We start from the raw sequence: 23,043 nt of genomic DNA, 5'->3' as shown, positions 1-23,043 counted from the left end.
CCCGGCTCTCAGTTTGCCAGAAGGCCGGCGGCTACCGATGTGGCCAGCGCCATGACCGACATCTGCGGAGTAACGCCGGAAGCCGACGGGAACAGGCTGGCATCGGCCACGTAGAGATGCTCGTATCCCCGGACCTGTCCGGAACCTTCGCACACCCGTCCGATTGAACAGGTGCCCATCGGATGAAAACCACCCGTGACTACCCGTCTTTCCGGAAGAGGATCGGGAAGCCAGCGGTCAAGCGCTCCCGAATCCCTGAACTGGCGTGTCCCCAGCACAACCGGCGTGACCGCAGTGGCGCCAGCCGTGAATGCCGCCTCCGCAAGCCGCAGCATCGCCTTTCGCGCCGAGCGGCGGACCGAATCCGTCAGCCGGTAACTGATCCGGTAGCCATCCCCCCCGTCACTGGACACGGAACCAGTTCCTTCATCATGAACAAGTGCTGCCCACAGGCCTGCGCTGGAACCGCGAGAGAGGGCGCCGATCTGGCCAAGCGCGGCCAGAAGGGGAGCCATGAGCGCCTGGGGAACCGACTGGTTGAGGAGCAGAAACCCCTCGGACTCCAGGAACTCGCTGCAGTACGCACTTTGCGGAATGGATGGCGGCCCCATCTCCACCGGTCCGGGGAAGTGCGGAATCAGGAGAAACGCCGGATGGATGGAAAGGTTTTCGCCCACACCTGCGGTGTCAACGCCTGACCTCTGAAGCAGCGCGGGCGTGTAAAGGCTGCCTCCGGCAAGAACGATCTGGTCGGCATGGAATGTCCTCCGGACGCCATCACGGGTGGAAATGGTTTCGGCGCAACTGGCCCGGCGGCCCGCGAACCGGATGCGGACGGCACGGGTATTCAGATAAACTCCGGCACCTTTCTTCCGTGCCACCGGAAGATAGGAGATGTTGGTGCCGCGCTTGGCCTCTTCCGGGCAGCCCAGGATGCAGATCGTCCGGCCCGTGCATCCGGGGGCATTGCGGGGCATTGGCCCACCCTTCCAGCCCCGGTTCCGGATGCCTTCCAGAAGTTTCCGGCCGTTGTTTCCCAGCAGTTCCGCACCGGCTTCCGACACCTGCAGGAAGGTATCTACCCGGCGGTAGTAATCAGAAAGATCAGGAGCTCCGGCCCTCTTCCATGCACTGTGGATGGACTCCGGCAGCGGAAAACAGTTGCCGGTATTGATGGCCGTGGAACCGCCCTCGCAGCGTCCGTGAAGGACCACTCGCGGTGGAATCCAGCCGCCGCTGGAAACGACGTAGCTTCCGCTCCTGATGGCACGGATGGCACTTTGGAGCCCGGATTCGCCGAGCATTGCGCGGGGTGCCTCACCTCCCGCCTCCAGGACCGACACGGACGCTCCGGCCAGTGCCATTTCGGCGGCCAGTGCCGCCCCTCCGGCACCAGAACCGATCACACAAATATCGCTGTGAATGTCCGTCTCCATGGCGCTCCTGGGACAACGTGGTCTGGTCTGCAGTTTCCAGTGTGCGGGAAAAGACACCGGTAACCTATGGCACGTGTCATAAGACCGCCGAATATGGACAGGCAGCAGCTACTTTCAATGGGCGGCAGTCCCTCATCGCTGTGCTGGATTGCACGGAAGTTTTACAGTCAGAAAAATTACAACTGTAGGCATATTAGACATCCTGTTGTAATATCTGTGAGTGGAGGCCTTCCCCAGTGGATACCGAAACGGTGAACCAGAGTGCAGTTCCTGCGCGTTTCTATCCGCAGGCGATCGTCAACATCACCAACCGGTGCAACCTGCACTGCTCCCATTGCTTCGTCTACCGCGACGGCAATCCGAACCAGCCGGTATCCGAGCCGTCCGACGATGATCTCCTGGCCCAGATCAGGGAGATACGTGACCGTCACCGCATCGGTGCAATGCTCTGGATGGGTGGAGAGCCTCTCATCAAGAAAGACCTGCTCCGCAGGGGATTGCCGCTGTTTGCACGCAATACCATCACGACGAACGGGACCATTCCCTTGGCCGATTTCTCGGATGTGACGGAAAACCTGCTCTACGTCATCTCGCTGGACGGACCCGAAGCACTCAACGACTCAATCCGGGGCGAAGGCGTGTTCCGGCGGGTGATGGACAACATGGGCCGCCTCCCCTCCGGATTTCCCCATGTGGTGCAGTGCCAGTGCGTGGTGACAAGACGCAACCAGGATTCGCTGCCCGAGTTCGTCGAGATCATCTCCAGAAGCCCGTTCCGTCATCTGACATTTTCCTTCCACGTACCGGCCCGCAATGACACGACCGGGAACGCATGGGAAAGCGTAAGGCAGCGCGACGATGCCATACGGCTAGTCATGGAACTGAAGAAGCAGATGGGCGGCCTCATACGGAACCGCACTCGTTCGCTCGAAATGATGCTGTCGGAAAATAACCCCGGGAAGATCACGGGAAACTGCCCGGCGAAGCAGCTGATACTGCCGCTGTACCTTTCGGGCCGGACACTGGTTTCACCCTTCTGCTGTTACGGAAACGACGTGGACTGCGACCGATGCGGGGCCTGGGTTGTGTTCGAAATGGCCGCTGCGCTGGAGAACCCGGCGGTCGCCGCCCGGCAGCTACATCTGCCGGACTGAGCCGGCAGCTTCCACGGAAACCGTAAACTCGCTGCCACCAAGACTCGTCGAATACCTGACGTCCGCCTCCATATCCGCAACGGCTGGACTTCCGGCATTGACGAGCAAAACCTTGAGCGCCAGCGCAGCAAGCAGTGACGTTCCAACCGACATGATGACCAGCGCGACAAAAAGCGGTCCAGATATGATCCCGGCCCGCAGCGCGACAGTGCCAACGGCGATCTCCATCGCACCACGGGCATTCATGGCAAATCCGGTCGCCCAGGAACGCTGTGCATCCAGGCCGCCCATCCGGGCTCCGGCATAGGAACCCAGCAGTTTCCCGGCGCTGGCCAGTGCCAGCACCATCACGATCAGTCCCCCATCAAAGCTGGCTGCGAAATCAACCTGAAGCCCGATGCTGCCAAAGAACAGCGGTGCCATGACAAGTGTGACAAAGCGCTCAATCCCGGCGGCGACATGGCTCCTGACATGATGCAGGTCGCCAAGAGCCAGCCCCAGGACAAACGCGCCAAAGATTGCGTGCACGCCCAGCCATTCCGCGAAGGCCGCCGACAGGCAGCCCAGTCCGAGCACATAGACAAACAGCGAGCCATGCTCCGGAGGGACTCCGCCACGGCGCACCAGGACATACCGGAAAATCATCCGGCCAAGCGTCAGCATGATGGCAACGAACGCCACGACCGAAAGCCCGGTAACAGCCACCTCTGATATGGCCACCTTGTCCGCCGGCATCAGCTTCAGGATCAGGGCAATCAAGAGCCAGCCGCCCAGGTCATTGATCGAGGCAGCGGCAATCACCACTGCGCCCGTCTGATTCTGGAGGGCTTTCAAGTCCTTGAGGATCTTGACGATGACCGGCAACGCCGTGATGGACATTGCTGTCGCGAAAAACAGCGTGAAGATCAACGGTGACGCCGATGGCCCGGCGTGATCCATCAGGAAACTGGCCGACAGGATTCCTGTGACAAAGGGGACGAGAAACCCTCCGGCACTGACGGCAAGAATCAGCCCCGCCCTCTGGCGGATTCTGGTCAGCCCGATCTCAAGCCCGGAGAGGAGCAGAAATGCAGAAATGCCCAGGATGGTAATGGCATTGAACACCACGGCCGGCGGTCCTGACGTGGGGAAAAGCATCCGGATCGCATCCGGGAAGACGCGCCCCAGGATGGTGGGGCCGAGTATCACTCCTGCCAGGAGTTCGCCGAAAACGCATGGCAACCTGAACCGTTCAGCCCAGTTTCCCAGAAACCGGGTGGAGAGCAGCAGAAGCCCCAAACCGGCAAACAGGCCCACGACATCGGTATGGGACATGATCTCCACGGGGAACCTCGCAGGGCCACAAACCCTGCAGTTTCATCTCATGGCGGGTTACTGGGAGTAGTAGCCAACCAGTGCCGCCTGACCGAGGACATGGCTTGGCATGGATTTCCGCACTTCCTCCACGGACGGGGCCGTCGCCTTGACGTCGAGCCTGTCTGCATCAAGCGCATACAGCGTGAACTCGTACGGATGATCGCCTGTTCCCGGGGGTGGCTGGGGGCCTCCCCACCCGATATCCCCGTAACCGTTACGGCCCTGCCGGGAGCCATCCGGAAGCCGTTCCGTACAGGGCTGTCCGGCCTTTAGTCCCCCGGCAGCGGGCGGGATATCGAAAATGATCCAGTGAACCCAGTTCCGGGCCACCGGATGCGGATCAATGCACAGCAGCGCAAAGCTCCGGGTACCGGCGGGAGCCCCTGTCCAAACCAGTTCGGGAGAACGGTCGGGCTGCCCGCCGGTCCGGGTATGAACCGCTGGGATTCGGGCCTTGTCGCCAAACGCCGTGCTGGCGAGTTTCATGGCCGCAGGCCCACCCGGCGGGCGATTTCAGCCGGCCGGGGAAAATCCACGCGGACAGCACCGAGCGACAGGCCACCGAAATCCCTTGCGTATGGCCGGGAGGTCGGCCTGGCATCACGGCCGCGCCTGACAACCGGCTTCTTCACCGGGCCCTCGTTATAGTAGGTCCAGCGCGGTGGCGGATCGGACTCCCTGACCTCTTCGCCTTGCGCCTCGACACGGTCCATTCGCCAGTCATAAACGGCCTCGACGATCTTCTTGATCCCGCGAGCCGCCAGCGGTTCGGGACCAAAGGACTTTTCCGCAGCTGCCAGCAGGTCACGCACCCGCTTGTGAACTTCGGGAGACGGGGCGTGGTGGGCCACGGACTTCATGAACGGCGTCAGGCTCTGGGCCCGCTGCCGGGAGAGTTCCGCCTGGTGGCGCAGGAAGTCGCTCTTCTGGTTCTTCAGGTTCTCGTACGCCCGGAGGTTTGATTCGAATATCTGTATCAGTGGCGGGCCGTTCCGGGTGCGGAGTTTTTCGTGGGCGATGTCGAAATACTTCTTCATCTCCCCGGCCTCGAAGTGCGCGAGCTGGTACACGTTGTCTTTCCAGAGATGGAAGTCCGTATAGTTATAGTGATCCAGCACCCGGTTTTCGGCCATCATCCTCTCGAACAGCTTGGTACCGGGACAGGGTGTGAGCGGACCAATCTGGTAGAACGTCGGCTTGAGGTTGACGAAGTAGTCAATGTCCTGCTCGATGTTATCACGGGTGTGAAAGTCGAATCCCAGGATAGACGACGCAATCACCTCGATGCCGTTCCGCTGGAGGCCGTCTATGACCTCAGGCGGCTTCTTCGCGCCTTCCCTCTTGGCGAGGTTCATCTCGTCCTTGTTCTGCTCGCACAGGCTCGATTCGACACCGACCCAGATGGCTCCGACACCGCACTCCCGCAGCTCTTCCGGCTCATAGTGGGACAGGGCCCGCACCGAGCCGAAGGAGAACCACCGGATTCCCCATGTCTTGCGGTCAGACCGGATCAGCCGGCCCAGTTCCCGCACGTATTCGGGGTTCAGGAACATGTCCTCGTCAAAGAGAATCACGTTCAGGTTCTCCGAGTTCAGCTTCTTCTGGTAATGCTTCATGAAGTCATATATCTGCGCGGGTTCGGCGATATATATCTTCTTCTGGTGGAAGAAAGCCGATGTGTTGCAGAAGTCGCATCCTGCCGGGCAACCCAGCGATACCAGGAAAGCCGGCAGCCGCAGGTGGGCATTCGGGAAACCAGCCAGGGCAAATCCGCAGGTGGGCATGTGATACTGGTTGACCTTTTTCACTATCGGGTCATTCTTCAGAAGCCGCCGCATGAACTTGATCCCCTCTTCACGGCAGAGGAAATCGGCGTTCTCGCGGATGAACTCGCCGTCCTGGTCCTTGTCGCCGGGCATCTTGACGAAAAGCGATGAAACGCCATATCCGCCAACGACGATCTTGGACTTTGGCGCCTCCTTGCGGATCGCCTTGATCATTTTGACAACCTTTGGCGTATGGACGCTCTTGAGCTGGATGGCGATGTAGTCGTATCCCTTCCGGATCTCGTCAATGAACTCGTCCCAGTGCGGATGCTCCAGAACGGTGCTGGGGTTGTCGACATTCTCCGCCAGCAGGTACAGCGCGAAGGTATGCATGTGGGAGGTCATGTTGAAGATGCCGTGCCCGCGCGCGAGACGCGACTGCAGCAGGTCCATCATGTCCCGGCCCCAGGCGAGGTTGAACGGTCCGTACGGGTTGATGAACAGTACTTTTTCCATCGAAACAACTCCTTAAGGAAGGTCCAGGACCTTCCGGTTCAGATGACTGCGTGCAGTCTGCGTGATTTCATGCCGGGATCCTCCCGCTGCCCGAGGAACTCCCGGATTCTGGCAACAATGATCCCGGGGGTATCGTCCTGGAGAAAATGGCTTGCGTCGCCAATCTTCAGGGTCGGTGCATGGTTCGGCAAACGCCTTTCAAACTCCTCCAGGAACCACGGAACGAAGACCGGATCCTTCATTCCCCAGATGATCTGGGCGGGGACTTCCCATCCGCTGATCTCCTGCCCCGTTTCCTGCAGAAGCTGCCAGGTGGGATGGCTGGGAAGTATCGGGATCTGCCGGACACTTTCCAGATGCGCCTTGCGGGACTTCCAGGTCGGATACGGATCCAGGTAGCCGGCCATGACTTCCGGCGTCAGCCGTTCCCGGTGGCTGGTCCCAAGAGGAACCATGAACCGGGCAAACCCGTTCAGTCCCTGAACGAACAGTTCCCCCAGGACCGGTATTTTCAGCGACCACAGGAGGGGAAAGCCCCAGGGCACAGGCTTCATCCGCAGCAGTTCCAGCGGCTGCCTGGGAAGAAACGCGGCCGTATTCATGACCACAAGCCTCTTGACCAGTTCCTTGTGCCGTGCGGCCCAGCTGAGGCCGATGATCCCACCCCAATCCTGAACGACCAGCGTGATATCCTTCAGGCCCAGTTTGCTGATGAACGAATCCAGCCGCATGATGTGGGCACGCATGCTGTAGTCGGCCCACTTGGGTTTCCCGGAATACCCGAAACCCAGATGATCGAGGGCGATGCACCGGTAACTGTCCTTCAGGCCCGATATGAAATGCCTGTAGAGATACGACCAGGTGGGATTTCCGTGGACCATCAGGAGGACTTCGCCCTGTCCTTCGTCAACGTAATGGATCCGGTGCCCGTCGATTTCGACATAATGCGACTCGAAGCCATAACCGGGGAAAATGTCCGTCATGTGTGTCACTCCTCTGTGATCGGTCCGCTGCGGTTGGCAGGGAACCAGGTGATGGGTGGCCGCTCGCGGGCAACAGCCTTGTCGGTCCGCGTTCTCGGGTAACCCAGGGCGATTGACGTGATGATCTTGTAAGGCCATTCGATGCCCAGCTCGCGCTTGAGCGAGGGGATGAACTGCACCGCCTTGATGAATCCGACGTAGCAGGATCCCAGCCCCAGCGAATGTGCCGTCAGCACCATGTTGTGGGCTGCCAGGGAGCAGTCGAGCATTGGATCGCCGATGCCGCGGGTATCGGCCAGCACGATGATGAGTGAGGGGGCGTGCAGGAAGGTATCCCATTTTTCATTGTTGGCGACAGTGTCGCTTCCGGCGATGACGCGCTGGTCAAAGAAACTGGGGGCAATGCGGCTGAACAGGTTTATACCGATCTTTCGGACCGGTTCCGGACGGCCGTTCCTGTTCTTGTAGAGTGCCGGAAGTGCCTTGAGACTTTTCTTGCACTGCTCGCCGATACGGTCGAGCAGGTCACGATCCGATATGACGATGAAGCTCCACGGCTGGCAGTTTCCTCCCGAAGGTGCGAAGCGGCCCGCCTCCAGCACCCGGTGCAGGGTTTCCTCGGGCACCGGCTTTTTCGAGAAAAGGCGGTTGCTCCTGCGGCGGTAGATCACCCGCTCCACCTCGGTAAGATCGCCCGCGATGCTGTCGAACACAGGCGCCTTTTCCGAACGGAACGGATTAGGCAGAGCCGGCTCCCTGAGCAGCGTCTTGTAAAACCCGCTTTTCACGCGGTACTGCCCGCGTATCTCGATCGCCTCATCCGGGCAAACCGCATAGCAGTTATTGCAGCCGATACATCCGAACGGCCCCCCGGACGCCGCGAATGTATCCACGGGGAGCTTTTCCCTCAGTTCCAGTATCTGCCCGGGGCAGGTGGCGACACACTTGCCGCAGGCCTTGCACCGGTCCGGGTCGACCACGAACTGCGCGAAGCGCGTAGGTGGGAAGTGGGCGTTTCCGAGTCGGTCCTGTATTTCCATCGCAAGACTCCTTCAGTATCAGCGTCAGGTCATCAAAGCGCGCCTTCCCGCCCCAGCCAGTCCCCGACAAGCTCCTGCCGCAGCGGATCGCAGCGTCCAAGCAGGAACTGGATCTGCTTGGCATCCCGCATGCATCGTTCCTGCCCGTAATCTTCCATGTATCCATAACCGCCAAGAAGCTGTACGCCGTCGATTGTGGCCCGCGCCGCTCCCTCCTTGGCGCGGATGAACATCAGTGCGCTTTCCGTTTCCGTGAACTGACCGCCGTTCGAGAGCCGGTCGGCGGCTTCGCAGCAGGTGGCATAGTCGCTGAGCATGTCGGCCAGCATTGCCCGGACCTGCTGGTAATCGATGATGTTGCGTCCACCCTGGTACCGTTCCTCGGCGTAAGTTCTGGCCCGGTGGATCGAGCATGCGACGACCCCGGCAGCCATGGCGGCGGCGGGGCCCCGGAAACTCCGGGCCGTTTTTTTCAGGAGATCCAGGCCATCACCGGACGTCACAACGGAAGAGGGCGGAATTACAAGTCCGCGAAACTCGATATCGGCCGCCGGGCAACCGCGCAGCCCCAAAGTGAGGAGTGTCTCGCCTACCCTGATGCCATCGGCGGCCAGATCAAGGAGACAGAGCGAGACCTGGCCGCTGTCTTCCTCGCGGACCGGCACCAGCAGCAGAGACGCGATCGGCGCATTGACGACAAACTCCAGCTTGCCACTCAGGACAAGATCCGACCCCTGCCGCCCGGCAGTCACCACCGCGCTGTCAATCTCGGAGAACACCGGATACGCCAGGATCACCGGAGCGGCCTTCCCCTTCTTGCGGACCAGCCGGTTTGCGGCCCTTATGTTTCCGGACTGGATAACGGCATGCTGTGCAAAGCTGTGTGCGAACAGGATTCCCGCCGGTGCGGCCACCTTCTCGGCCAGCGTCTCCAGCACCACATTCAGCGTATCAATGCTGGCTCCACCGCCTCCCATCTCCGTATGGAGAAGCAGATCGAACAGACCGAGGCTGTCCAGTCCCTCAACGAGGCCATCCGGCATCGGATGGTCGGGAAAGTGGTTCAGATCCTCGATGCCCGGAACGACCGACTGCTCCGCGAACCGGGCCACGCTCGACTGGATCATCTGACTGTCTTCATTCCTGACGGTTCTCATGATGCCGCTCTCCTCACTGTTCAGGCCGCCCGGCTAGCCGCGTGCTTGTATATCTCGATCCTGTTGAGCTGGTTTGTCCCCTCGTAGATCTGGAGCAACTTCGCGTCCCGGTACAGCTTCTCCATTCCACGGTCGTGCCGCAGGCCATCGGCACCCATGATGTCGACCGCCATGCCGCAGTTGAGCATTCCCACGTCCGTGCCCAGCACCTTGGACGCCTCGCCATACGCGCACGCGGCCGAGGACTGCCACTCGGGTATGCCGGAAATCCGTTTCCAGACAGCCGCCCGGACTCGCGGGTCATGGGTAAACGCCTTTGTCACCGGATTATCGAATACCACGCCGGGAAGTTTCTTCATGATTTCCTGCGCCGCTGGCGCCGCAGAGATGAGCGACGAAAGCCCGAACAGTTCGTTCGAGAGCATTGCCTCGATGTATGCCGCCCGGCCCATCATCACGTTGCGATGCATGTCGGTCAGCCGGAACTGTACCCACTGCTCGTCGATCAGCCACCGGCCGTGGATTTTGTGCGTCCGGGCGTAAGCCAGCGCCCGCTCATAGGCACCGCGGGCGACTCCGGTTCCGAACACACCGACAGCGCCCCGGGTCGCCCCCAGAACCATGTCAACGCCACGACCCGCCACCGGCCGGGCACCGATCCGGTTTTTCTCAGGAACAAAGCAGTCCTCGAACACAAGCTCTGCCGCCGGGCAGGCCTTCTGGCCCATCTTCCGTTCAACACGGCCGATCGAAAAACCCGGAGTCCCGCTGTCCACCCTGAACGTCCACATCGATTCGGCCGGTTTCTTCCGGTCGGTCACCATGATGACGATATGCGTCCGGGCGATGCTGCCGTTGCTGATGAAGACCTTGCGCCCGTTCAGCCTGTAGCCGCCCTTGACCGGAGTGGCCTCACAGGCAAGCCGCGCCTTGCGCAGCAGCTCTATATCCTCGACGTCGGTCCCGGCGCTGGGCTCGGTAATCGCCGTCGAAAGCAGCGCGGGATCCCCGGATCTTTCGCTTTCGGACAGTTCCCGGCAGATCGTTTCCATGTGTCCCAGATCGCCCGTCGCCGCCACCGTCGAGAGCGCAAGGCCATGCACCCCCATCAGGTTGGCAATACCCAGACAACCCGCCGCCAGTTCTTCCATCCCGATCATCATGGCGCCGAAGGAGTAGCCCACTCCGCCGAACATTTTAGGCACCATGATCGTGAAGAACCGGTCATTCGCGGTATAACGGACCAGATCCCTGGCGATGTAGTGCGGATCATTCATGACCGCACGGTCAATACGGAGAGCATTCGGGTCGATATACAACCTGCGAAACCGCCGGGCCTTCTCGAAAACCTCTTCGATCTCGGCAATGGCCTTCGGCCTGTACTTGCGAAGGTAGACAAGTGTGGGGAACATCTCGTCGAAACCCAGATGACCCGGAACGCCGGAGCGGTCAGTCTTGCTGCTCATAGCCGTCTCTCCTTGCCGTCATATTCATGCGGCCGCCTTCTCTGCATCCCAGGTTGCTGCCGTTACGCCCCTGGCCTTCAGGACATTCTTCTGGACCCGGTGGGTTTCGGTCTTGGGAAGTTCGGGAACGATCTCGATGTACCGGGGAAGCGCATACCGGGCGATCTTGTCCGTCATGAACGCCCGTATCTCTGCCGGGGCAGGTGCCCGCCCCTCGATCGGAACCACCACCGCCATGATGTCGTGCTCGCCCAGCTCGGACGGAACACCGAATACGGCACATTCCAGAACGTCCGGATGTTTCGACAGGATGCTTTCGACCTCGTAGGCGGAGACGTTCTCCCCCCGCCGGCGCATCGAATCGGTATTGCGGCCAACGAAGTAGAGGTACCCGCGCCGGTCGCGGTAGAGCAGATCACCGGTATGCAGCCATCCGTCGCGGGTTTTCTGCCGCGTGGCATCCTCGTTGCGGAAGTATTCGACCTTCCGGGAAGTTTTCCCGCTCATGGAGACCACCAGCTCGCCCGGCTCGCCCGGAACCGCCTCTCGTCCGTCTTCTGCAAGAAGCCGGTATCTGGCTCCGCCCAGCGGCTTCCCGATGGAGCCAACAGGCGCATTTCCCATGTTCAGCGTCAGGAATCCGCCTCCATCGACTGCTGCATAGGCTTCTACCAGCCGGACCCCGAAGCGGCGTTCGAACGGACGCCATGCGTCGGCGGGACAAGCCGCACTGACGACCAGATTTACCCTGTGCCTCCAGTCATCTTCCGATGGCGGCTGCTTCAGCAGGATCGGAATCATCGCCCCCAGCGTGTTGAAAGTTGTCGCCTTGTAATGGGCCACTTCCCGCCAGAAACGGCTTGCGCTGAACCGGGTTCCCAGTGCGAGCTGGGCACCGGCATTCAGGGCCTGCATGGTCGACAGAAGCAGCGCATTTGCATGGAACAGCGGCAGACAGGTGTAGAGGATGTCCTTTTCGCTGTAGAGCAGATTCGCCAGAAGCCGCATCAGCTTCACGTTCGAGTCGCGGTACCGGTAGACGACACCCTTGGGGAGCCCCGTCGTCCCCGATGTGTAAAGAATCAGTGCCACGTCGTCGGGATTGGCTCCGTAGCCCTCAAACGGCCGTTCGCAACAGGAAGCAAAGAACTCGTCCAGGCGCGGCATCAGCCGCGGCGCGGAAGCCAGTTCTGGCGCTGTCCGGAGGTTGCCCGGAATGATGACAATATCCTTCAGTCTGGGAAGCCGGTCACGAATGGCCATCACCTGTGGCAGGTTCGCCTCATGCACAAAGAGGTATTTCGACTCGGAATTGTCGATCACATATGTCAGCCCGTCTCCGACAAGCGCGGTATTGACCGGGACCGCGCCCATTCCGAGTTTCTGGAGTCCGAAAAACACATACAGGTATTCCGGACAGTTGGGGCAAAGAATGGCGGCGTTTTCGCCCGCCAGCGCGCCCATGTCCCGCAGACCATTGGCGACACCGTTCGCATGGCAGTTCAGGGAGTTCCGGGTTATCTGCTGGTTTCCGAACCGTAGAAACACGGCATCCGGATCTTCGGCCGCCCTTTTTTCCAGAAGCTCCGAGTATGTGCTCTCTCCGGCAAAAGCGAGCCGTTTCGACCGGATGGTTTCCCGGACGGTCCCGGCGAGCGTCCCTTCACGAATCTCTCCGGCAATCGTGCGTGCCAGCGCACGGCCAGCCATGCCAGCCGCCCTCAGGCGCCCTTGCACCAGTTCCAGAGATTCACGAAGTCCCGCTTCCTGCATACTCATCTCCTGGCGGCTACACGCTCAAGAATGTGAATCCCCATGGCCGCCTCCTCGACGCCAAGCGCACCACCGCCATTCTGCGTCAGGCCGATCCGTGCCCCTTCAACCTGGCGCTCTCCGGCTTCTCCCCTGAGCTGCGTGACGACCTCGTAAATCTGGGCAAGGCCCGACGCGGCGATGGGATGCCCACGGGATTCGAGGCCGCCACTGGTGTTAAGCGGGATACGCCCGCCGATCCGGGTCGCACCGGACTCGGCCAGCTCCCCGCCTTTGCCTTCTTCACAGAAACCCAGCGCTTCGCTCTGGTGAAGCTCCCCAAATGCGGTGGCGTCATGGCATTCGGCCAGATTCACGTCACCGGGGCCGATGCCTGCGACGGCGTATGCGCGGCGGCTGAGCCGCTCGCCGATATCCGGCTCGTCTTCCGACCGGTTCCGGCCAGAACCGATGGCCGATGCCAGGATTCGCACCGCCCGCTGGCGGTCCTGCAGCTTTCGGAAAAACCGCCCGGAACAGACTATCGCGGCAGCCGCTCCATCCCCGATTGGAGCGCACATGGAGCGCGTCAGCGGCCAGGCGATGGACTTGTCAGCCATCACCTGATCGACCGTCATTGGCTTCTGGATCTGGGCAAGGGGATTAACCGCACTGTGGCTGTGGTTTTTTGCCGCGATGACGGCCAGTTGCCGCTGTGTCGAGCCATATTTTTTCATGTGGCGGCGACAGGCCATTGCATAAACGTCCATGAACGGGCTGTGGTCCATGCCGCCACTGGAAGCCCCGGCTCCCTTCCTGAAACGTGCCTCGACGTTCTGCCGGACCAGCTTCCAGAGATCGATCTGGTAGTGATCCGTGATGACGATCAGGTTACGGACAAGAACCGGAAGCTCCCGACCTTTCTGGGCAAGTCCCTTCAGCTGATCGGGAAGCGATCTCGGCGGGTGGGCCGCCACCGATGCCGGCGGCGGTGGAAGCCCGGTTTCGCGGCCGGCACTCCTGGCCTGCTCGATCAGGCTCTCCAGGTTCTCGACATCGAGTGCGCCGATGAAACTGGCGAACATCTTGATCCTGTCCGGCTGAAACACCTTCTCCGCGCCGACGGCCATGGCGACGTCATACTGCCCGCTCGCGATGCCGAGGAATGCCCCATTCAGTGCAGTCGCCCCGCCCGCGCATGCATTTTCCACATTGACGATGGGAATATCCTCCACACCCGACGGGCGGAGGGCGACCTGGCCACGGATACAGTCCTGTCCACCGTTCATTCCCCAGCCGCTGTTGGCGAACCAGAGCGCTTCGATCCGGTCCTTTTCGAGTCCCGCATCCTTAAGCGCAGTCCTGACCGCTTCGGCTGCCAGATCCTTGATACTGCGGTCCTGGTATTTTCCGAACCGGAGCATGCCGGCACCGATGATGTACACCGGCGGCACGACCGCAGGCGTGACCGCCTTTGACGCTTTTTCTGATACTGCTTTTCTTGCAACCATCGCTTCCTATCCTCTCGCGGCGGCTTCTACCCGGCGGCCGCCTGTTTCCGCAGACGGGCTTCGGGCTTCCTGGCGGCGCAACCGGAATGCAAAGCCGTTCAGCCTCCGCTCATCGATGGGCGAACCATCGTTGTAAACAAACAGCATGGGGATCTCCCGCTGATGCTTGAGCAGGCTCTCGGCAATGAGCGCCGGCCCGCATCCCCAGGGACCGACAACGACCACTCCGTCGGCGATTCCCTCCTCCCAGTTATGAAGCACACTGCCGACGGTGATCGGCGCCTCGCCCCTGGGGTGGCGGTCGATGATGGGGCGGGCCTTTTCGATCATTGACGGGATATCCGGCGACGGGAGCCACGGGCAGTAAGTCCTGGCGGCTTCATAGAAGCGCTCACGGGTCTTTCGCATTGCGGTTTTCATCAGGGTGTTTTCGACAATTCCCCTCGGAAGACCCACCAGCTCGGAGGAGCGCTCTTCGGCCAGATACTCGGCCAGAATCCAGAGCGGTTCGACAATGACACGCAGCCCCCGGTCATTCAGCCGGCGAACGATGCCGTCGCTGGCGAAATCATCCAGACGTACGTATATGTCTCCCGTAAGGAATACGGTCCTGAGTGGCTGTGACCTTCCCGCGTGTTTTTCCAGATCAGCAAACCGCTGGGCGGCCTGCCTGACCAGTCCTTCCAGGTTCCGGACGCCGCGGAACGCTTTCAGAATCCCTCCCAGCCCCGGCTGGACCGGCTGCTCCAGAATCCGGATCATTTCCCCGCAGTATTCCCGGTAAATCCGCTCGGCCATTCCTGGTTCGGACTCATAGGGCCGGTAATAGGCGACCAGCTGGTTGAGGAGATCCCACGTCAGGGTTCCGGTCCAGAACCTCGACATGAAAGCCGACTGGAACTCCTTTTCCGGCTCGGCATGCCGAAGTCCCACACGGTCCGACAGGCCCATCCGGGCAACCGACATCTGGTCCTTGATGGAGAAGTTGCAGTTACGGCATGCGCCATTACCGGTCACCTGAAGGAGGACCGTTCGCTTGTCCCCCGGATTTTCCTCCAGATAATTCCGGAACGATCCCCATATCAGCTGATAGGGAACGCATTCCTTTCCGGAACAGTCCCGGCGGCCCGCCGCCAGGGCGGCAGGAGATGTTGGTCCTGACGAAACGGCATCGTACCCATGTGAACGGTACACCGCCGCAATGATCGGCCCCACCTGATCGGCGATCGGGAAAACGACTATCCGGGAGTCCCTTTCGCTGGAAAGCGGAGGCCGCTTCAGCGGCTCAAACAGCTTCAGCCGGCTGGTGTCCACCGCTGAAGGACCGCCGGGATACTGGCGGACCGTATGCAGGAACGCCTGGATGCGCGTGACAAATCCGGCCGAGCCTCCATGGCCGTCGCTCTCCAGTGCCGTATGGGGATACCCTTCCATGAGGTGACGGAAAAAATGCTCGGTAAACGAGGCGGGACCGCAGCCAAAGGACGACAGGAGCAGCGGAAACACATCGCCACGTTCCCTGGCACCCAGCGCCGTGCGAAGCGCACGGTTGGCATCCTCCCACACCACACGGGGCAGCGGGGATATCCACTCCGGGACCGGGAAACAGTCCATCGGCAGAGGCAGCACGCCGTTCTGACGCAGCAGGTCCGGAATGCTGGCATTCACCGCCCGGTCAAAGATCACATGCAGGGAGCCGATAATCGCAACCACCGGGATCCCGTGCTGGCGGCCGTAGTCCAGTGTTCGCTGGCCGATTTCTGCCAGTTCGAGCTCATATCTGCGCTGGACTCCGGCGGCCTGATGGGCTGCCTCCGGAACCCGGGCTAGATCTGCTCCCAGCTCCTTCACCAGCCAGTGAAGCCGGCCCAGCAGGCGGGGGTGCAGGAAGCCATCCCTGAGGTTCAGGACCGGCTTGATGAATTCGATCGACCGGCCACGGGCCGCGAGGGCCTGATTGACCATGTCGGCCATGCCCTGCTCCATCGGGCAGGTCCGGCCACCGACACCTTCCCGGTCATGGAGATTCAGGAACTTCGGGAAGACCAGCGTATCGACATCCGCGTCGGCTACGGCATGGGCGACCTTCACCGGCGCACAGGCATCAAAGGAAAAACACCGCTCCTCGCCCCTTGCCAGCGACCGGCTGTCCGAGCGCAGCACCACTGGCTGCACCCCGATCTCGCGAAGAAACGTGACAAGCCACGGCAGATAACCCGACAGGGCCCCAACATAGGGAACGCCAACGGCACGGCCCTTCCCTTCCGGCGTTTCCCAGTACGGATCCAGGAGCCGCATCCTTTCTTCAAGTGCGTTCGGTGCATCCTTGGGAAGTTTCTGCGATCCCGCCGCGGACACTTCGTACTTGGGACAGGCCCCCCCTGAAAGAACCGTCCGGCTCTGCCCTCCTATGTCAACGGTCGTCTTGTCGATGTGGCAGAGCGTCTGGCACTTGAGATCGGCGCACTGGAATTCGGTGCGATCAACCACTTTCGCATCGTGCATCCGGCCAAGATCGAACGAGGAGTCCGCCAATAGCGTTTCTTCGCCGATTTCCCTGATGGCGCAGAGTCCAATTCCCCATGCACCCATCGCCCCCGGATTGTGAGGAACGATCACATCCCGGCCCGTGACTGCCGCCAGCGTCCATGCGAGCGACTCCCCGCTGGCGGGCTTTCCCTGGAAGAAAATCCGTTCTCCGAACGTACGTTCCCCCATCACCCGGTTGATGTAGTTGTAAATAACGGAATACTGGAAGCCGCCAAACAGGTCCTCGATGCTGAACCCCTCGTTATGAGCTTCAGCGGCGGCATCGGCCACAAAGACCGTGCACATCTGGCCGAGGTCGGGCGGGCGCGAGGCCCGTTTTGCCATCGCCGTGAATTCGGTGACATCATTGACCCCGTAAAAAACCGCCTGTTCCTCAAGGAACGAGCCGGTGCCTGCGCTGCAGGCCTTGTTCATGTCGCTCTCGACAATCTGGCCTCCGGCGATCTGTATGAACTTGGCGTCCTGTCCGCCGATTTCCACGACGGAGAGGCTCTCCCCCTTGCGCTCGTCGCAACGGATGGCTGCAGTCGCATGCGCCACGATCTCGTTCAGGACGAGTATCCTGCCGGCGAACTCCGGAAATGCCGCACGGAGCACCGTGGCGGCAGCCTCGCGTCCGGAACCGGTCAGTGCGATCGCACGGATGTCCGGGGCTGACTTTTCCAGAATGGCCGCGATCAGCCGCGAGGTTGCATCCACCGGATTTCCCCGGGTCCGGTCGTAAACATCCAGCAGTTGCTGGCCCGTTCTGACAGACGTGAGAACCGCCTTGCTCCCAGTGGAACCCAAATCCAGCCCCAGGACTGCTGGAGTGCCGTCTGCTGGCTCCGTCACCTCCGGAGGTTTCTGGTAGGTCACCTTTGCGGCCCAGAATTCGGGCGGCTTGTGAATGTGGAACCGGGACTGCCTCGGGGCGACCAGTTCATCGGGATTGGAAGGCAGCTTCTCCAGGGTCTCACCCAGACACTGATCAGCGGCGGCGACAGCCGCGCCAAGAGCCTCCAGCGACTGCGGACTGTCCAGAACCCGAACATCGCCTCCAGCTATCTCCTGAAAAGCGCGTACGAAGGAGCCTAGACGCGCACCGCCACCTATCAGGTACACCGGCCCCGGGATACGGGCTCTGGCCAGCAGTGCCGCCACATTCCGGGCGACAGATTCGAGATATCCCCGCATGAGCTGGTCGGTCGGCTTTCCCTGATTGCCGAAATGGGTCATTTCGCTTTTGGCAAAGACCGAGCAGCGTGCCGTGATGGGAATGCCCGCCTGAGCCGCCATGGCGATCCGGTCAGCTTCTTCCAGATCCAGACCGAACCGTCCGGCAATCTTGACGATTGTCTCGCCGGTCCCAGACGAGCATTTGTCGTTTTCAATGTAGTTGATGTGCCCGCGCTCATTCCGGGTAAACACCGAATACCCACGGGCACCCAGACTCACGAGATTGACCGGGCCATCGAGGTCCTGCCTCAGCCTGAGGGCGGAAGCCACACATGCGTCCTCGGGAAGCCCCGAAATGACAGGCGCAACGAGTTCCTCGGCATAGAGGCCCGTCGCCGACAATGCGGCACACGACGATATCCCCTGCTCCCAGTACCACTCCCGGAACACGTCAAAGGGGCGGCCATTGTGAGGAATACAGCGAAATGATTCGACGGCTAGCGCACCGTCGTCGCAGATTCTCGCCACCGCGAATTTCGCAGCCGCTTTCCCCAGATCGCATCCTGCCACCCGTTCACTCATACCGGCACACCGCCTTCACTGAGACGGCCATCGGTTGCGGCAGCGTAACGGGCGGGACTGCATTCGCAGCCTGCCTTCCCCTGCCTCCGCCGCTCCGTCCACGGCAAATCGATCCAGAATGTCGTCCCGCATCCCGGCGGGCATTCGACTGTGAGCTGCCCGCCGTGCATCTCCACGAACCGTTTGACAATCGACAGGCCCAGACCGGTACTCAGGGACATGCCCAGGCGGCGCCGCGCCGTCTTCCGGCGCATCGCCAAGGCGGTGGGATCAAACAGGATCGGCATGACATCGGAGGCGATTCCCGGTCCGTTATCACGGACCGCTATCCGTACACGACCGCCATCCGGCTCGCTGACATCGACCGTTATCCGGCCCCGATGGTCCGGTACGTGAATGATTGCATTCTGGACGAGGTTGGTAAGCGCCTGGGAGAGCTTGGAGCCATCGGCTTCAATCCAGACCGGGATCTCCGGTACCGTGCAGCTGACTTCTGCCTGCTTGAATGCCGCATTGGTCTGCTGGAGAGCGGCAACTTCCTTCACCATCCGTGTCAGCTCGACACTGCCCTTCACCAGCGGGATCCCATTGGATTCCAGCCGGGCCGAGTCGAGCAGGTTGTGGATCAGCTCAAGCATCCGGCTGCCATTTGCATGAATGTGCTGTGCATAGAGCGTCAGGTCTGAAACCGACACCGGACGGTCTCTCAGATTCGTGAGAAGCAGTTCGCTGTATCCTGTAACCGTGACCAGCAGGTTCTTCAGGTCATGCGAGCAGATCGCGAGCAGTTCGCTCTTGCTCCTGACTGCCTCATTTGCCTGACGCCGCTTGACTTCAATTTCGTAGGCAAGCGCACCCGCAATCAGTGCACTGCCGTAGGTGATGATATGGGCGCTCAGGATGACGGCTATGGGATAGGTCGGCCATCCGGCCACCAGAAATGCCGGATATTCATGTCCCAGCAGGGGTGAATAGGGCAGCAACCCGATCCCTTCCAGAACCACAAGCAGGGTATAGGAGAAGGTTACGGCTGCCGCATAAAATATCCCCGGCATGAATCCTATGGCGATCGTGATCAGGACCACCATCAGGGGGTAAAAGACAACGGCGACCGTCGTGATCGATCCAAGCAGGTGTACGAGGACCGTGACCGCCACGATGTCGATCAGAGTCTGGACATGAAAGACCGCTTTAGGGGCAATTCCCAGGAATGCGATTACACCCCCAGTGGCAACTGTCAGCCAGTAGACCGCCACGATCGGGAGATACTGCTGGAGCAGAGGGGTAAATGCGGACGCCAGCAGCAGCATCAGCAGGACCGGGGCCCGGACAACCGACGCCCGGACAAACCGCTGTGAATCGTCAACAGCGTCGCCAACGGTTGTCCTGGACCACAGCTGTCCGAGCAGTTCTCCAAGCCGGACCAGGTATTTTTCATAGGGCCGCAGGTCTACCCATCGTTCCAGCCTGCCAACATGGTTCTGGAAATCCCGCTCAAATTCCCAGGCATATACGGCCCGCTCATCCGCCAGGCGCCGGGCCGTTTCAGTCTGCTGGAAGCTCGCATTCACTCGGCATGTTCCTCGTGGCGGAAATAACCCGCCGGTGCTTCCGCCTACAGGGTTCGCTCGCTGCCACCATCGACGGGAATTTGCGCCCCGGTCGTCTTTGCGAATGATCCGTCCACGAGAGCCCTGACGGTCCGTGCGACATCGGCGCTGGTGATCCCGGTCTTCAGCAGGTTGTTCTGCCGGTATTCATCAACCGTCATTCCGTATGCAGCCGCCCGCGACGCCAGCATCTCTGGCGTCCATATACCGGTGTCGAAAACCATGTGAGGATGGATCGTGTTGACGCGGATCCCGTATTCGCCGCCTTCCAGGGCACAGACCCGCGCCAGCTGTGTCTGGGCCGCCTTGCCGACGCTGTACGCCGCCGCCTGCTTTCCTGGTGCCGGGACATTTTTTGAGGCGATGACCAGGATATCTCCGCCGTCATGATTCTGGCGCAGCCAGTGCATCGCCCGGGACATCACACGGAGTGCCCCATCAACATTTACCTGCATGGACAGGGACCACTGGCTGGAATCCATTTCCTCCACGGTCTGGTTGCGGGGGAAAACACCTGCATTCTGAACAACGATATCTATTCCGCCGGTCCAGATCGCCGTCTCGGCAAAGCACTGCGCAACTGCGGACTGGGAGGTCACGTCGACCGGGAAACCGCGGACAGCGTTTCCGCTCCGGCACCCCGAGCGGATGTCGGCCTCGGCCTCCCGGAGCCGGAGTTCGTCTCGGTCCAGCATTGCGACACATGCACCGGCGGCAGCCAGTTCCAGGGATACCGCCTTTCCGATGCCGCTGGCCGCCCCGGACACGATGGCCGTTTTCCCCTGAAGTGGCGCACCAGCCGCACGTTTGCCCAGCTTTGCCTGCTCCAGGGACCAGTATTCGACGTCAAATATGTCGGAGGCAGGAAGCGCCTCGTACTGGCCGCCGGTCTCCACCAGACTGATTACGGAGACCGTATGCTCGTAGATATCCCTGATGGCGGCAGCCTGCCGGGCAGTATTACCCGCAGCAATCACGCCGAGACCGGGAACGAGCACCACCCGGGGCAGCGGATCGAGCATTCGCAAGCCGCCGTCGCGACGGGCCGCCTGTTTGTGAAAGTAGGCCTCGTAATCACGGACATACCGGTCGAAGCATCCTTCCAGGCTGTTTCCGTAGCTCCCGCTTTCAAAAAGCCCAACCGGTACGGCCAGCGGCAGACGTTTGGTCTGAATCACATGATCAGGGGTGAGCGGGCCACGCTGGGCAGCATCCACAAGCCGCTTGTTGTCGCAGAATGCCACTGCCTCTGCAGAGTCCATGAGACTCAGCACCGGACGGAAACCGCGGCGAATGAATGCCTTCCGGAGAGCGGCCATGAAATGCGCGGCCCGGTCACGGGAGGGACCAGAACTGCGGGCAACGGCAGGGGTGGTCTTCAACCGTGCCCGCCTGGCGGCCTCTTCTTCGGCCAGCGTGACGAACTCAATGTGCCGGCTGTATGCCTCGGCTGCCGTGTCCGCGAACGTCACCAGGCCGTGCCGGTATAGAAGGAGGCCTTCCACCTCGCTGTCAGCATCGAATATATCCGCGCAGCATTTTGCCAGCGCAAAGCCCGGCATAATGTAGGGCACGAATGCGAGTTTCCGCCCGAACAGTCCCCGCACGGCCTTTTCGCCGTCGGACTGATTGGTGAGAGAGATGATGGCATCTGCGTGGCTGTGCAGGATGAACCGGTGCGGCAGGAAGGCGTGGAGCAGGGCCTCAACCGATGGAGTGGGAGACTCGGCATTGAGAAGGTGCGTCCTCAGTTCATTGACCATCTCGATATCACCGAGGGCCGCGAGGGGCCGGAGTTTACGGAGATAGTTGAGGTCAACGCCGGGAAACCCCGGCGCCTCGATGGTTGCCATGTCCCAGCCCGAGCCCTTCACAAACAGGACATCGAGCCGGTCACCGGCCAGATTCCGGACAGAATCCTTGGCGGAGGTGTTGCCTCCTCCATGGAGCACCAGAGAAGGGTCGGATCCAAGGAGACGGCTGACATAAACCAGCTTCTCCAGGGGGGTAGAGTGGCGGGCTGCCTCGGCGTCGTTCCACTGGTTCTGAACCATCGGGCTTTCCTTCTGCTGCTCGTCCGGGCGCCTGTCGCGCACCAGAGCGCGGTCAGGCAATCGCACCCATCAGGTGGAGTCCTTCCGCAAACAGCGCCTTTTCCCTCCGGCTCGTCAGAAGATCGTGATATGGCGATGCCGTATTGAACGGCTTCTGGACCGGGACTTCCCGGCCCTTTTCGCGTTCCTGTTCGATTCGTTTCAGCATCCGGATGTAGTCCCGGTTGGCGAACAGTTCCTTGTAGTACGCCCCGAGCTTGATGAACGGCCACGACCCGCCGACGATCGCATTTGGGGTCGTCAGCATCCGGTTGAGCGGCATGTGCCTGAGGAGCCCGGGACGGGCCCAGCGGCGGTAGAACTGCTGGTACGCCTTGAGACATCCCAGGTACAGCTCGGATGGACTCATGTTCCGCGGCCAGTAGACCACATGCTGGACGTCGTACAGTTCCCAGTCCTTGATGAATATCCGCCCCTCGGATTCCATCTCCTTGAAAAGTCCGGTTCCCGGAAACGGCGTCAGGGGCATGAACCCGGCGATGACACATCCGCTTTTCAGGGCGAACTCCCATGTCGCCTGGATGCTCTCCTTCGTATCGAAGTCCGAACCGAGCATGAAAAAGCCGTTGACGAGTATTTTTTCGTCATGCATGCGCGAGACGCAACGCTGGATCGATTCCGGCGTCTGCCCCTTTTGCAGGGACTTCAGGGTTTTAGGATTGATCGATTCAAATCCGAACGTTGCAAAGGCACAGTTGGTTTTCGCCATCAGCTTGACCAGCGACGGATCGGTGGCGACATCTGCCCGCATCTGGGAGTGCCAGCCCATCTTCGGGACCATTTTTTCGCTGATGAGCCCTTCCAGAAGCTCACGCATGTAATCCCTGTTTCCGGCAAGCGAGTCGTCCACAAAAAACAGGAACTGCTTGTCGGGATCGAAGTTGCGCCGTAG

Annotated in this window: 15 protein-coding genes; 1 reads left to right on the top strand and 14 read right to left on the bottom strand. The window is 61.0% G+C overall.

All coding sequences use genetic code 11. From position 1 onward, the window contains the following. Nucleotides 1-8 precede the first annotated feature (8 nt). Nucleotides 9-1,436, bottom strand: coding sequence for a GMC family oxidoreductase (locus tag KIT79_14625; protein MCW5830538.1), 1,428 nt, complete (start codon nucleotides 1,434-1,436; stop codon nucleotides 9-11). Between the two features lie 236 nt (nucleotides 1,437-1,672). On the opposite strand from KIT79_14625, the gene KIT79_14620 reads away from it, so the two are divergent. Beyond that, nucleotides 1,673-2,590, top strand: a complete 918-nt coding sequence (locus KIT79_14620; protein ID MCW5830537.1) for a radical SAM protein — start codon at nucleotides 1,673-1,675, stop codon at nucleotides 2,588-2,590. On the opposite strand, the gene KIT79_14615 is transcribed toward KIT79_14620, so the two are convergent. From KIT79_14615 to KIT79_14555, 13 genes are all read right to left on the bottom strand, one after another. Next, nucleotides 2,573-3,904 carry a cation:proton antiporter gene (locus KIT79_14615; protein MCW5830536.1) on the bottom strand — a complete coding sequence of 444 codons (1,332 nt, stop codon included), beginning with the start codon at nucleotides 3,902-3,904 and terminating at the stop codon, nucleotides 2,573-2,575. The two genes, KIT79_14620 and KIT79_14615, sit on opposite strands and share 18 nt — an antisense overlap. Nucleotides 3,905-3,961: 57 nt before the next feature. Further along, a complete protein-coding gene (locus tag KIT79_14610) occupies nucleotides 3,962-4,432 on the bottom strand; it encodes a YbhB/YbcL family Raf kinase inhibitor-like protein (protein MCW5830535.1) in 471 nt (156 codons plus the stop codon). Next, nucleotides 4,429-6,228 (bottom strand): hypothetical protein, encoded by a 1,800-nt coding sequence (locus KIT79_14605; GenBank protein MCW5830534.1) that lies wholly within the window; start codon nucleotides 6,226-6,228, stop codon nucleotides 4,429-4,431. Before KIT79_14605 ends, KIT79_14610 begins: the two co-directional genes overlap by 4 nt. A 38-nt stretch (nucleotides 6,229-6,266) precedes the next feature. Next, entirely contained in the window at nucleotides 6,267-7,211 is a 945-nt protein-coding gene (locus KIT79_14600) for an alpha/beta fold hydrolase (GenBank protein MCW5830533.1), read from the bottom strand. 5 nt (nucleotides 7,212-7,216) lie between these two features. After that, nucleotides 7,217-8,251 carry a nitroreductase family protein gene (locus tag KIT79_14595; protein MCW5830532.1) on the bottom strand — a complete coding sequence of 345 codons (1,035 nt, stop codon included), beginning with the start codon at nucleotides 8,249-8,251 and terminating at the stop codon, nucleotides 7,217-7,219. 32 nt (nucleotides 8,252-8,283) lie between these two features. Next, nucleotides 8,284-9,408, bottom strand: coding sequence for an acyl-CoA/acyl-ACP dehydrogenase (locus KIT79_14590; GenBank protein MCW5830531.1), 1,125 nt, complete (start codon nucleotides 9,406-9,408; stop codon nucleotides 8,284-8,286). Nucleotides 9,409-9,428: 20 nt separating this feature from the next. Continuing rightward, on the bottom strand, nucleotides 9,429-10,874 hold the full coding sequence (locus tag KIT79_14585; protein MCW5830530.1) for an acyl-CoA/acyl-ACP dehydrogenase: 1,446 nt from the start codon (nucleotides 10,872-10,874) through the stop codon (nucleotides 9,429-9,431). Nucleotides 10,875-10,898: 24 nt separating this feature from the next. Beyond that, the gene (locus KIT79_14580) at nucleotides 10,899-12,653 is read right to left on the bottom strand and encodes an AMP-binding protein (GenBank protein ID MCW5830529.1); all 1,755 of its coding nucleotides are present in this window, start codon (nucleotides 12,651-12,653) and stop codon (nucleotides 10,899-10,901) included. Next, on the bottom strand, nucleotides 12,650-14,137 hold the full coding sequence (locus KIT79_14575) for a thiolase family protein (protein ID MCW5830528.1): 1,488 nt from the start codon (nucleotides 14,135-14,137) through the stop codon (nucleotides 12,650-12,652). Before KIT79_14575 ends, KIT79_14580 begins: the two co-directional genes overlap by 4 nt. A 6-nt stretch (nucleotides 14,138-14,143) precedes the next feature. Continuing rightward, nucleotides 14,144-18,427 (bottom strand): hypothetical protein, encoded by a 4,284-nt coding sequence (locus KIT79_14570; GenBank protein ID MCW5830527.1) that lies wholly within the window; start codon nucleotides 18,425-18,427, stop codon nucleotides 14,144-14,146. Next, nucleotides 18,424-19,998, bottom strand: coding sequence for a HAMP domain-containing histidine kinase (locus KIT79_14565; protein MCW5830526.1), 1,575 nt, complete (start codon nucleotides 19,996-19,998; stop codon nucleotides 18,424-18,426). The genes KIT79_14570 and KIT79_14565 overlap by 4 nt, the downstream gene beginning before the upstream one ends. Before the next feature lie 44 nt (nucleotides 19,999-20,042). Continuing rightward, nucleotides 20,043-22,151, bottom strand: coding sequence for a bifunctional aldolase/short-chain dehydrogenase (locus tag KIT79_14560; GenBank protein ID MCW5830525.1), 2,109 nt, complete (start codon nucleotides 22,149-22,151; stop codon nucleotides 20,043-20,045). Beyond that, nucleotides 22,144-23,043: hypothetical protein (locus tag KIT79_14555; protein MCW5830524.1), on the bottom strand; the 900-nt coding region annotated here is incomplete at its 5' end. The genes KIT79_14555 and KIT79_14560, both read right to left, overlap by 8 nt.

This window comes from Deltaproteobacteria bacterium (assembly GCA_026129095.1).
GTDB lineage: Bacteria > JAGRBM01 > JAGRBM01 > JAGRBM01 > JAHCIT01 > JAHCIT01.
The sequence above is the reverse complement of the archived record's forward strand: the minus strand, read 5'-3'. Positions and strand labels throughout refer to the sequence as shown.

Bases quoted from the DNA above. Each gene is read 5' to 3' on its own strand.
- KIT79_14625 (MCW5830538.1), bottom strand. From the start codon at position 1,436: ATGGAGACGGACATTCACAGCGATATTTGTGTGATCGGTTCTGGTGCC.
- KIT79_14615 (MCW5830536.1), bottom strand. From the start codon at position 3,904: ATGTCCCATACCGATGTCGTGGGCCTGTTTGCCGGTTTGGGGCTTCTG.
- KIT79_14610 (MCW5830535.1), bottom strand. From the start codon at position 4,432: ATGAAACTCGCCAGCACGGCGTTTGGCGACAAGGCCCGAATCCCAGCG.
- KIT79_14605 (MCW5830534.1), bottom strand. From the start codon at position 6,228: ATGGAAAAAGTACTGTTCATCAACCCGTACGGACCGTTCAACCTCGCC.
- KIT79_14600 (MCW5830533.1), bottom strand. From the start codon at position 7,211: ATGACGGACATTTTCCCCGGTTATGGCTTCGAGTCGCATTATGTCGAA.
- KIT79_14595 (MCW5830532.1), bottom strand. From the start codon at position 8,251: ATGGAAATACAGGACCGACTCGGAAACGCCCACTTCCCACCTACGCGC.
- KIT79_14590 (MCW5830531.1), bottom strand. From the start codon at position 9,408: ATGAGAACCGTCAGGAATGAAGACAGTCAGATGATCCAGTCGAGCGTG.
- KIT79_14585 (MCW5830530.1), bottom strand. From the start codon at position 10,874: ATGAGCAGCAAGACTGACCGCTCCGGCGTTCCGGGTCATCTGGGTTTC.
- KIT79_14580 (MCW5830529.1), bottom strand. From the start codon at position 12,653: ATGAGTATGCAGGAAGCGGGACTTCGTGAATCTCTGGAACTGGTGCAA.
- KIT79_14575 (MCW5830528.1), bottom strand. From the start codon at position 14,137: ATGGTTGCAAGAAAAGCAGTATCAGAAAAAGCGTCAAAGGCGGTCACG.
- KIT79_14570 (MCW5830527.1), bottom strand. From the start codon at position 18,427: ATGAGTGAACGGGTGGCAGGATGCGATCTGGGGAAAGCGGCTGCGAAA.